Genomic DNA, 12302 nt, shown 5'->3' with positions numbered 1-12302 from the left:
AACCTTTATACAAAGCGATATTCAAGGCTGATTTTACGCAGGATATCGTCGCCGATAATGCCCATATCTTGGTGTGTCGTTAAGATTACGCAGCCGCCACGTTTAGAGTGAGCAAGGAAGAGTAGCTCTAACTCCTCAACGCCTTTCTTATCGATAGCAGTGAAGGGCTCATCTAAAAGCCAAATTTTACACTTAGTGTGCCATAAACGCGCAAGAGCGGTGCGTCTATGCTGACCAGCGGATAGGTGACCTGCTAAAGCCTCTTCAAAACCGGCCAAATTAACTTTTGCAAGGATGTCACGTGTATCGAAATCATCATAACCACTAATTCTTAAATTGAAGTTAAGATTTTCTTCTGCGGTTAACTCAGATTTAACACCTGCAAGATGGCCTATATAGAGAAGGTCATCATTATATTCATCTCTACAGCGATTTATGTCTTCATTTTTGTAATGTACATCGCCAGCATAGGGGCGAGATAGGCCAGCAAGAATGCGTAATAAGCTGGTTTTACCTGATCCGTTTGGGCCTTCAATTTGAACGATTTCACCGGCAGAGATCTCAAAATTGAGTTCATCGAACAAGATGCGCTCTTCACGTATGCAGGTCAGATCATTGGCTGAGATTAGGGTCTTTGTCATTTCTTCTACCACTGAGTCCTCTATATCAAGCCATTAATAAACACAAGGGATCTTAACACAATCCTTTTTAAGGGTTTAGTAATGCTTGAGGCTATGTGTCAGCAATTTGATGTGCTTCCAATATTTGAAAGCTTTTAACAAAATATTGGAACTTTTTCATTTTTAATAAAAGCTCTTTTAACAACTGCTAATATAATATCGAATTTAGGCTGTAAGTTGTGCTTATAATCTGCAAGCTTTGACTGAAATCACAAAAAGGTGAGTTTTATTGAAGTTTGATGTATTCTAATGCAGCTATAAAAATAGTCTGCCTACTCTACATTGTCAGAGGAAAGGCGGCATTGAGCTTTGTTAGAATTTGCATTAGGAACATCGAACATGAAAAAACTGATAGCTATGACTGCAGTCGCTGCTTTGACTTTGTCTGCAAACGTATTTGCACAAGATGGTAAGGCTGTATATGACAAGGCATGTCAAGTATGCCACAGCATGGGTGTCGCTGGCGCTCCAAAAGCACACGATGCTGCTGCTTGGGAGCCCCGTATAGCACAAGGTATGGACATATTAGTCGGTACAGTTAAAACTGGTAAAGGCGCAATGCCACCAGGTGGAATGTGTACTGATTGTACTGATGAAGATTATAAGAATGCGATCGACTTTATGTCTAAGTAATCTTTATCTTGCTCCTTCATTGGGCATAAAAACAACCGGTATATAGCCGGTTTTTTTATGTCTGAAATTCTTATCTTCGACTGTGTAGCCCAGTGTCGAATCCTCTCTATTTTCCCGCTGAATATTCGGAATGGTATTAGCACCTATTGCTCTTCATTGATTATCAGCCAATAAAAAAGGCCTGCAAATGCAGACCTTTAGTTTCGCGTTGCTAACCGATTACTTTACTTGAGTATCAATAACCAACTGAGCAGAACCACCGACTTTAACCATAGCAAGTCGACCCTGAAGGTCGCCTGCTTGAGGCTTTACGCTGCCATGCTTAGAGAGAACTGCAATTATCTCAACATTCTTAGCGCTGCTGAGTTTTACATCGCCACCCATAGAGGTCGAGTCATCTAAGGTAATTGTTGTAGGTAGTGATTTAGCCGAAATTTTGACTGCGGCTAAAGGGACCTTGGGTCCTTCGGTATTGCGAGCAAAGATGAACAGCATATCAGAACTGCCTACTTGCTTAGCTAGCTCATCAGATACAGATACTTCAACGCTAACGCTTTTAGTCGTAGCTTCTACATTTGCATGCGCTGCATCATCAGGCATTTCGCCTGTTTCAGTTTGCATTCTCATTTTTGCGCTATCAATTGCATTGATAATAGCACTACGATCAACATCTTTTCTCTCGCTATCGAGAATGGCCTGCCAAGCATCGATCGCTACGTTATAGTCCGCAGTAAAGAATGCATCCATACCCACAAGCAATAGCGTTGATGGGTCTTCTGCATCAAGTGCCAAAGATTGCTCTATAATAGCTTCAACTGCTGGTGTCATCTGTTGGTTGGCTCTGTAGTACATTGCCGTTGCTTTAGGTCCTAGCAATTCAGCATGGGTTCCAACTAGTACCATTGCTTGATCGAATGTTTTAATAGCGTCATTGTATTGGCTTGCTGAAATGTACATATGGCCAAGGCTAAACAGCAATTGACTATTTTCAGGTTCCGCTTTAACTTGCGCTTCCATCATTTGTAGACGCTGTTGCATTATTTGGTCTGCATTCATACCATCATGCTGACTCGCTTTTACTGGCTGGTCTAATTTAGCGTAGGCGCCAAGGGTACTGTAGAAGTAACCAGAAATGCCTATGATAACGACTGACATTAATACAGGCCACATCAAACCTTTCGGCTTTACCTTGTTGATAAGAGATTCATCTTCACCTTGTTTCATATCTTGTAACAAGCTTATCTCTAATTCTTTTTTGAGAGCATCGAACTCGACTTGATCGAGTAGCTCTTCATCCAGCTCTTTTTCTAAAAAAGCTAGACGGGCGTTAAACAGCTCAAGGTTCGTTTGTCTGCGAACACCTGCTTCTTCCGTTTTAAGCATCTTTTGTTGACGGAAATGAGGAAACCAAATCAGCACTAGGCTGACTAACACAAAAAGCGCAATAAAAATCCAGAGAGTGGTCATTATTTCTTTTTCACATTAGTTACAAGAAAAGCGGATACACCGCTGGGCTAGGAATAGGATTATACGTAAAGATTATTCATTGAACAGTAATATAAGGTGTTGAGTTCGGTAAAAAGTAATAGTTGAGTGCTGGTTCACAGTTCGATTCTATTTTTGAAAAATGGCTGAAACTTAAGATTCATCTAAGGGTCAGAGCATAGAATCTGTTGTATTTAACAACTGTATCTCTTGTAATAAATGAACTAAGAATGAGACAAATAACCCATATTTGTGCGAAAGAAGCAGACAGATACAATAGCAAATACTAAAATGACTCAAATTTTAAACCTTCAGCAGCTAATTTATTGTTTGCTTAAGGATGTTGAGTGATTGAATTAAGCGTAAGCTTATACAATTAATCTATAGGACTGAGGAAACCCCATGATCCCAGAATTAGGACACCTATCACTGATTATAGGTTTGGCATTTGCCTTCCTGTTAGCCAGTGTTCCTTTAATTGGTGTTGCTCGTAAAGACCAATATCTAGTTAGATATGCTTGGCCATTAAGTTATGGCATGTTTTTCTTTATCTTCTTATCTGTTGTTGTGCTTGGTTATAGTTTTGCTATTGATGATTTCTCGATAGCATACGTAGCCCATCACTCTAACTCACAACTGCCTATTTTCTTCAAAATTGCTGCGGTATGGGGGGGTCATGAAGGTTCACTACTGTTTTGGGTCTTCGCACTATCAGCATGGGCTGCGGCAGTAGCTTACTTCAGTAAGTCGATTGAAGAGGTGTTTGTCGCTCGGGTACTTGCCGTGTTGGCACTGATCATCATAGGCTTCACCTTATTCATGATCTTGACTTCAAGTCCATTTGAACGTCTATTCCCGGTACCGATGGAAGGGCGTGACCTTAACCCAATGCTTCAGGATGTGGGACTCATTTTTCATCCTCCTATGCTTTATTTAGGTTATGTTGGCTTTGCTGTTAGTTTTGCATTTGCAATCGCTGCACTAATGGGTGGTAGTCTTGATTCTGCTTGGGCACGTTGGAGCCGTCCTTGGACATTAGCGGCTTGGGTATTTCTCACCGGTGGTATCTCATTAGGTTCGTGGTGGGCTTATTATGAGCTTGGCTGGGGCGGATGGTGGTTCTGGGACCCAGTAGAAAATGCTTCATTTATGCCATGGTTAATCGGCACGGCATTACTTCACTCTGTTATTGTTACTGAGAAACGAGCGGCCTTTAGAAACTGGACCGTTCTGTTATCTATCACTGCGTTCTCATTAAGCTTGCTAGGTACCTTTATCGTACGCTCAGGTGTGTTGACTTCGGTTCACTCATTTGCTGCAGATCCTAGCCGAGGCATGTTTATTCTGCTTCTATTGGGTATAGCTGTCGGTGGTTCCTTGACTCTGTTTGCATTCAGAGCCAGTCAGATGAAGAGCCCGGCGCGTTTCAATTTACTGTCAAGAGAGACCATGCTACTGGTCTGTAATATTCTATTGACTGTAGCTTGTGGAACTGTGCTACTGGGTACGCTTTATCCTTTACTTATTGATGCCCTGAATATGGGTAAGATATCTGTAGGACCTCCATACTTTAACGCAGTCTTCGTACCAATCATTCTTGTACTATTTGTATTTATGGGTGTTGGTCCAAACATACGCTGGAAAAAGTCTAAGCCAGGTGTGTTAAAAGCTAAGCTCATTATTCCTGCTATTGTGGCATCTATCGTTGGTGTTGCGACGCCTTTCTTAGTCGATGGTCAGTTTAATATCTGGGTTATGTTGGGTATTGGTGCAGCTTCATGGGTGACCCTAACAACATTCAGAGCCGGCTATGATCTTATAAAAGATAAAGATGGTGGTTTGAGTCTTGCCCGGCTGGGTCGCAGCGAAATGGGTATGCTCATTGCTCACTTAGGTATCGCAGTATCTGTTGTTGGCGGCACTATGGTTTCTAATTACTCATTGGAAAAGAGTGTCCGTATGGGACCGGGTATTAGTCAAGAGTTAGCAGGCTATAAATTCAACTACATTGAAACACTAAATGTTGTTGGTCCTAACTACACGGCTCAACAGGGTCAGATTGAAGTTACCTATAACGGTGAATATGTCACTATGTTGAAGCCGGATCGTCGTCAGTACAATGTGCGTACTATGGATATGACTGAGGCGGGTATCGATTGGGGACTGTTCCGTGATCTTTATGTCACCATGGGTGATCCACTGAGTCGAACACAGTTTGCTGTGCGTCTTAACTACAAGCCATTTGTTCGCTGGTTATGGTTCGGAAGTATCTTTATGATGGTCGGTGGTTTCTTTGCTGCATCGGATAAGCGCTACCGTACAAAGAAAGTGACAGAGAAATCTAAAGACACAGATAAAGCAAAATTGGCTACGGCTTAATTGGCTACAGCTTAACTTGAATTGGGGCAAGTATGAAAAAGCTAGTATTATTTATTCCACTGATCCTAGTGATGGTGATGGGAGTGTTCCTCTATAAAGGTCTCTTCCTAAACCCTCAGCAATTGGAATCTGCCTTAGAAGGAAAGCCGATCCCGGCTTTCCAACTGGAGCGTTTGGAAGATAGTAGCGAAATAATCACGAATGAAACTTTGATAGGTAAAGTGTCGTTACTTAATGTTTGGGCTACTTGGTGTCCATCTTGTAAGTATGAGCATCCTTATTTGATGCGCTTTGCAAGACAGAATATTTTACCTATCTATGGTATTAACTATCGAGATGATCGAGGTCCGGCCATTAGAGAGCTTACTCGTGAAGGGGATCCTTACACCAAGAATATCTTTGATCATGATGGCCGACTAGGTTTAGACCTAGGGGTATACGGTGCTCCAGAGAGCTACTTGGTTGATCATAATGGTATTATCCGCTACAGATATGCAGGCCCAATCGACCAGCGTGTTTGGAGTGAAACGTTATTACCTATGATTAAAGAGTTACAAGCAGTGGCTAAACAGGAGGGAGCATCATGATTAAATCTATTTTTACTATAATGGCTGCGTTACTTCTGTCGTTAACCGTTACTGCAGTAAATGCAACACCAGTAGATACTTATGAATTCAAGTCAGTTGAAAATCAGAAACGTGCGCTTGGGCTTGCACATTCTCTACGCTGTCCACAGTGCCAAAATCAGAATCTGATTGATTCAAACTCTCCTGTAGCGCAAGATTTACGTCTTGAAGTCTATGAGATGGTTGATGCAGGTAAAAATGATGCTGAAGTTATAGAGTTTATGACTAGCCGTTATGGTGATTTTGTCTTGTATAAGCCTAGAATGGAAGCTAAAACCTTAGTGTTATGGTTAGGACCTGTTGGCTTGCTGATTATTGCATTTATAATTGGTTTTATTTTTATTCGTAAACAACGCATTGTCGCTACTGAAGTTGTAGAGATTAGCGCTGAAGAGCAGAGTGAATTAGATAAGCTGCTTAAGCGAGATGATAAATGAACCATTGGCGTGCTAAAGCGTTAATACTGGGTTTGCTTACTTCGATGTCGGTTTCTTCTGTTATGGCATATCCAGGCATGGAGAAAAAAGCTGAAGGTAAAGCTTCGAGTATTGATTTGGTTAATGTGTTACCTCAAACCTATCCTATCGAAGTGGTTCCATTTAGTGACGCAAAAGGCGAGCCGGTTGACTTTAGCCAATATAAAGGAAAAGTCATCATGGTTAACATGTGGGCGACCTGGTGTCCGCCATGTGTCCGTGAGTTACCAGCAATAAAGAGGCTGTCATCAAAATTTGATAACAGTCAGTTTGAAATTTTACCTATATCTATAGATTTTGAGGGAAAGAAAAAAGTAGAACCTTTCCTAAAAGAGCTAGGTATGGAAGATTTCACTTCTTATTATGATGAAAAGCAGATGTTAGCTCAGGTATTTCCACTTGATACAATACCTGCCACCTTTATTCTAAATAAAGAAGGTGAACTCATTGCTTTTGTACGCACCTTTGTTGACTGGGATGATAAAAAAGCCATTGAGCTTATCCAAAGCTTTATTGATAAACCTTAAATCATCATTGCCATCTATATAGAAAAGGGACCTTTGGTCCCTTTTTTGTTGCCTAAATGCATTAGCGGCTAATCACTAAGCTGTTTTTGTACTATAAAACGTCTTGTTGAGTGATAACTATGCACTCGGTTAGTTATTTTAAAATAACTTCAAATAAGCCCTTGTGCTCTGGGCTGACATCCCTATAATGCGCATCCACTGACACGGCAAACCAGTCCTATTAAGCAGAAGCTAAGTAAGACCAAAGCCAGTCAGGGCAACAAGTAAGCGCTTAAAAATTTAATTTTTAAAAGCTCTTGACGCCAACCACGGAGAGTGTAGAATACGCCTCCCTAGCCAAGACGAAACGTCTTAGTTAGTCAGTAAAAGCCTACGGCCTAGCGTCAACGGCGGTACTATCAAGTACCAAGCTCTTTAACAATTCAAAACAAGAAATCTGTGTGGGCACTCACAGGTGTTGAGTTATTCGAAATTGCCTTCTTTTCTTCGGAATGTAGGCAATCAAAAATTTACTCAATGAACTACTGAGTGACCATAGCAACTTTGGTTTCTACTTTCTTTCGAGAAAGTAAATTCAAAGAAGCAAAATATGTAAGCTTCATAAACTTTCGGGTTTGTGAAACAGTATAATTCGTTGAGCCGATGTCATTTTCGAAAGGAAGTGCATCAAAAAAACTTTAATTGAAGAGTTTGATCATGGCTCAGATTGAACGCTGGCGGCAGGCCTAACACATGCAAGTCGAGCGGAAACAGGAAGGTAGCTTGCTACTTTCGCTGTCGAGCGGCGGACGGGTGAGTAATGCCTAGATATCTGCCTAGTCGTGGGGGATAACAGTTGGAAACGACTGCTAATACCGCATACGCCCTACGGGGGAAAGGAGGGGACCTTCGGGCCTTTCGCGATTAGATGAGTCTAGGTGGGATTAGCTAGTTGGTGAGGTAATAGCTCACCAAGGCGACGATCCCTAGCTGTTCTGAGAGGATGATCAGCCACACTGGGACTGAGACACGGCCCAGACTCCTACGGGAGGCAGCAGTGGGGAATATTGCACAATGGGCGAAAGCCTGATGCAGCCATGCCGCGTGTGTGAAGAAGGCCTTCGGGTTGTAAAGCACTTTCAGCGAGGAGGAAAGGTTGTAGTTTAATAAACTATAGCTGTGACGTTACTCGCAGAAGAAGCACCGGCTAACTTCGTGCCAGCAGCCGCGGTAATACGAGGGGTGCAAGCGTTAATCGGAATTACTGGGCGTAAAGCGTACGCAGGCGGTTTGTTAAGCAAGATGTGAAAGCCCCGGGCTCAACCTGGGAATTGCATTTTGAACTGGCAAACTAGAGTCTTGTAGAGGGGGGTAGAATTTCAGGTGTAGCGGTGAAATGCGTAGAGATCTGAAGGAATACCGGTGGCGAAGGCGGCCCCCTGGACAAAGACTGACGCTCAGGTACGAAAGCGTGGGGAGCAAACAGGATTAGATACCCTGGTAGTCCACGCCGTAAACGATGTCTACTCGGAGTTTGGTAACTTAGTTACTGGGCTCCCAAGCTAACGCATTAAGTAGACCGCCTGGGGAGTACGGCCGCAAGGTTAAAACTCAAATGAATTGACGGGGGCCCGCACAAGCGGTGGAGCATGTGGTTTAATTCGATGCAACGCGAAGAACCTTACCTACTCTTGACATCCACAGAACTCGCTAGAGATAGCTTGGTGCCTTCGGGAACTGTGAGACAGGTGCTGCATGGCTGTCGTCAGCTCGTGTTGTGAAATGTTGGGTTAAGTCCCGCAACGAGCGCAACCCTTATCCTTATTTGCCAGCACGTAATGGTGGGAACTTTAGGGAGACTGCCGGTGATAAACCGGAGGAAGGTGGGGACGACGTCAAGTCATCATGGCCCTTACGAGTAGGGCTACACACGTGCTACAATGGTCGGTACAGAGGGTCGCAAAGCCGCGAGGTCAAGCTAATCCCACAAAGCCGGTCGTAGTCCGGATCGGAGTCTGCAACTCGACTCCGTGAAGTCGGAATCGCTAGTAATCGTAGATCAGAATGCTACGGTGAATACGTTCCCGGGCCTTGTACACACCGCCCGTCACACCATGGGAGTGGGCTGCACCAGAAGTAGATAGCTTAACCCTTCGGGGAGGGCGTTTACCACGGTGTGGTTCATGACTGGGGTGAAGTCGTAACAAGGTAGCCCTAGGGGAACCTGGGGCTGGATCACCTCCTTACCTATACGACTAACTCAATATTTGCTGAGTGTTCACACAGATAACTTGTTCTTGTTAGAGCGAGAAACATGCCTTTACGGTGATGTTTGTTCTTTAAAAATTTGGAAAGCTGATAGTGTTAATGTGAAAGGGACTATTGTGAAAGCTGATTCGTAAGATTCGGTAATTGCAGTGGTTTATAGCATTAGCGCGAAATATAAAATAATTGAGTTCTCAAACACTTAAATCAAGTGCCGAAGTGCAGCAATGTACTTCAAGAGTATTCTTTTGGCGAAAGTAAACACCATTAGTTGCGATACAGTCCTATGTGGGTTGTATGGTTAAGTGACTAAGCGTATACGGTGGATGCCTTGGCAGTCAGAGGCGATGAAGGACGTAGTAACTTGCGAAAAGCGTTGGCGAGCTAGTAACAAGCATTTGAGCTAACGATATCCGAATGGGGAAACCCACTCACATAAGTGAGTATCACATACTGAATACATAGGTATGTGAGGCAAACCCGGGGAACTGAAACATCTAAGTACCCGGAGGAAAAGAAATCAACCGAGATTCCCCTAGTAGCGGCGAGCGAACGGGGATTAGCCCTTAAGTCTATAGGGTGTTAGTGGAATGAGTTGGAAAGCTCAGCGGCACAGGGTGATAGCCCCGTACATGAAAACTAACTATAGATGAAAACGAGTAGGACGGGACACGTGACATCTTGTCTGAACATGGGGGGACCATCCTCCAAGGCTAAATACTCCTGACTGACCGATAGTGAACCAGTACCGTGAGGGAAAGGCGAAAAGAACCCCTGTGAGGGGAGTGAAATAGAACCTGAAACCGTATACGTACAAGCAGTGGGAGCGGTCCTTGAGACCGTGACTGCGTACCTTTTGTATAATGGGTCAGCGACTTACATTTTGTAGCAAGGTTAAGCGAATAGCGGAGCCGTAGGGAAACCGAGTGTTAACTGCGCGTTTAGTTGCAAGGTGTAGACCCGAAACCGAGTGATCTAGCCATGGGCAGGTTGAAGGTTGAGTAACATCAACTGGAGGACCGAACACACGTATGTTGAAAAATGCGGTGATGACTTGTGGCTGGGGGTGAAAGGCCAATCAAACTCGGAGATATCTGGTTCTCCTCGAAAGCTATTTAGGTAGCGCCTCGTACGAATACCATTGGGGGTAGAGCACTGTTAAGGCTAGGGGGTCATCCCGACTTACCAACCCTTTGCAAACTCCGAATACCAATGAGTACTATACGGGAGACACACGGCGGGTGCTAACGTCCGTCGTGAAAAGGGAAACAACCCAGACCATCAGCTAAGGTCCCAAAGTTATTGCTAAGTGGGAAACGATGTGGGAAGGCTTAGACAGCTAGGATGTTGGCTTAGAAGCAGCCATCATTTAAAGAAAGCGTAATAGCTCACTAGTCGAGTCGGCCTGCGCGGAAGATTTAACGGGGCTAAGCAATACACCGAAGCTATGGGTTTGCTAGTTTACTAGCAAGCGGTAGAGGAGCGTTCTGTAAGCCGTTGAAGGCGAAGGGGTAACCCACGCTGGAGGTATCAGAAGTGCGAATGCTGACATGAGTAACGATAAAGGGAGTGAAAAACTCCCTCGCCGAAAGACCAAGGTTTCCTGTCCAATGTTAATCAGGGCAGGGTAAGTCGACCCCTAAGGTGAGGCCGAAAGGCGTAATCGATGGGAAACGGGTTAATATTCCCGTACTTCTACTAACTGCGATGGAGAGACGGAGAAGGCTAGGCTAGCGCGGCGTTGGTTGTCCGCGTTTAAGGCTGTAGGCTGTTCACTTAGGCAAATCCGGGTGAACGCATTAAATTGCAAAGCTGAGAGTTGATGACGAGTCCCCAAGGGGATGAAGTAGTTGATGCCATGCTTCCAGGAAAATCTTCTAAGCTTCAGGTTAGTAGGAATCGTACCCCAAACCGACACAGGTGGTTGGGTAGAGAATACCAAGGCGCTTGAGAGAACTCGGCTGAAGGAACTAGGCAAAATGGTACCGTAACTTCGGGAGAAGGTACGCTGCCGGCGGTGATGGGACTTGCTCCTTAAGCTGCTGGCAGTCGCAGATACCAGGTGGCTGCAACTGTTTATCAAAAACACAGTACTGTGCAAACTCGCAAGAGGAAGTATACGGTATGACGCCTGCCCGGTGCCGGAAGGTTAATTGATTGGGTTATCTTCGGAGAAGCTCATGATCGAAGCCCCGGTAAACGGCGGCCGTAACTATAACGGTCCTAAGGTAGCGAAATTCCTTGTCGGGTAAGTTCCGACCTGCACGAATGGCGTAATGACGGCCACGCTGTCTCCAGCCGAGACTCAGTGAAGTTGAAATTGCGGTGAAGATGCCGTATACCCGCGGCTAGACGGAAAGACCCCGTGCACCTTTACTATAGCTTGGCACTGAACATTGAACCTACATGTGTAGGATAGGTGGGAGACTTTGAAGCAGAGACGCTAGTTTTTGTGGAGTCAACCTTGAAATACCACCCTTGTAGTTTTGATGTTCTAACTCTGGCCCCTGAATCGGGGTTGAGGACAGTGCCTGGTGGGTAGTTTGACTGGGGCGGTCTCCTCCCAAAGAGTAACGGAGGAGCACGAAGGTTGGCTAAGTACGGTCGGACATCGTACGGTTAGTGCAATGGCATAAGCCAGCTTAACTGCGAGACATACACGTCGAGCAGGTACGAAAGTAGGTCATAGTGATCCGGTGGTTCTGAATGGAAGGGCCATCGCTCAACGGATAAAAGGTACGCCGGGGATAACAGGCTGATACCGCCCAAGAGTTCATATCGACGGCGGTGTTTGGCACCTCGATGTCGGCTCATCACATCCTGGGGCTGAAGTCGGTCCCAAGGGTATGGCTGTTCGCCATTTAAAGTGGTACGCGAGCTGGGTTCAGAACGTCGTGAGACAGTTCGGTCCCTATCTGCCGTGGGCGTTGGATGATTGAAGGAAGCTGCTCCTAGTACGAGAGGACCGGAGTGGACGAACCGCTGGTGTTCGGGTTGTTATGCCAATAGCATTGCCCGGTAGCTACGTTCGGAATCGATAACCGCTGAAAGCATCTAAGCGGGAAGCGAGTCCTAAGATGAGTCATCCCTAGGAATTTAATTCCTCTAAAGAGCCGTTCGAGACTAGGACGTTGATAGGCAGGGTGTGTAAGCGTTGTGAGGCGTTGAGCTAACCTGTACTAATGACTCGTGAGGCTTAACCATACAACCCAGATGGGTTTGTGTAGTTAATGTGTGTGTTACTTCATAAGA

The 12302-nt window shown here is 44.8% G+C and carries 7 protein-coding genes and 2 rRNA genes; 7 read left to right on the top strand and 2 right to left on the bottom strand.

All coding sequences use genetic code 11. From position 1 onward, the window contains the following. Positions 1-5: 5 nt before the first annotated feature. Entirely contained in the window at positions 6-641 is a 636-nt protein-coding gene (gene ccmA, locus FM038_RS23880; protein ID WP_142873479.1) for a cytochrome c biogenesis heme-transporting ATPase CcmA, read from the bottom strand. A gap of 378 nt (positions 642-1019) precedes the next feature. Here ccmA and FM038_RS23875 point away from each other — a divergent pair, with 378 nt between their 5' ends. Beyond that, complete coding sequence (locus FM038_RS23875) at positions 1020-1313, top strand: c-type cytochrome (protein WP_142873480.1); 294 nt, start codon at positions 1020-1022, stop codon at positions 1311-1313. A gap of 219 nt (positions 1314-1532) precedes the next feature. Here the strand turns inward: FM038_RS23875 and ccmI are convergent, their stop codons facing one another. Next, entirely contained in the window at positions 1533-2780 is a 1248-nt protein-coding gene (gene ccmI / locus FM038_RS23870) for a c-type cytochrome biogenesis protein CcmI (RefSeq protein ID WP_142873481.1), read from the bottom strand. 420 nt (positions 2781-3200) lie between these two features. On the opposite strand from ccmI, the gene FM038_RS23865 reads away from it, so the two are divergent. The 6 genes from FM038_RS23865 (at position 3201) to FM038_RS23840 (ending at position 12254) form a co-directional block, all read left to right on the top strand. Further along, positions 3201-5177: a heme lyase CcmF/NrfE family subunit gene (locus FM038_RS23865; RefSeq protein ID WP_142873482.1), complete on the top strand. Its 1977-nt coding sequence runs from the start codon at positions 3201-3203 to the stop codon at positions 5175-5177. A 32-nt stretch (positions 5178-5209) separates the two neighbouring features. Then, the gene (locus tag FM038_RS23860; RefSeq protein WP_142873483.1) at positions 5210-5764 is read left to right on the top strand and encodes a DsbE family thiol:disulfide interchange protein; all 555 of its coding nucleotides are present in this window, start codon (positions 5210-5212) and stop codon (positions 5762-5764) included. Continuing rightward, positions 5761-6240: a heme lyase NrfEFG subunit NrfF gene (nrfF, locus tag FM038_RS23855; RefSeq protein WP_142873484.1), complete on the top strand. Its 480-nt coding sequence runs from the start codon at positions 5761-5763 to the stop codon at positions 6238-6240. The genes FM038_RS23860 and nrfF overlap by 4 nt, the downstream gene beginning before the upstream one ends. Then, positions 6237-6806: a TlpA family protein disulfide reductase gene (locus FM038_RS23850; RefSeq protein ID WP_142873485.1), complete on the top strand. Its 570-nt coding sequence runs from the start codon at positions 6237-6239 to the stop codon at positions 6804-6806. The genes nrfF and FM038_RS23850 overlap by 4 nt, the downstream gene beginning before the upstream one ends. A 678-nt stretch (positions 6807-7484) precedes the next feature. Further along, positions 7485-9031 (top strand): 16S ribosomal RNA (locus FM038_RS23845). A 318-nt stretch (positions 9032-9349) separates the two neighbouring features. After that, positions 9350-12254: ribosomal RNA gene (locus tag FM038_RS23840) — 23S ribosomal RNA — on the top strand. The 16S and 23S rRNA genes sit together here, the layout of an rRNA operon. Positions 12255-12302: the final 48 nt, after the last annotated feature.

Source organism: Shewanella eurypsychrophilus (assembly GCF_007004545.3).
GTDB classification, from domain to species: domain Bacteria; phylum Pseudomonadota; class Gammaproteobacteria; order Enterobacterales; family Shewanellaceae; genus Shewanella; species Shewanella eurypsychrophilus.
This window is presented reverse-complemented; position numbering and strand designations above follow the sequence as displayed.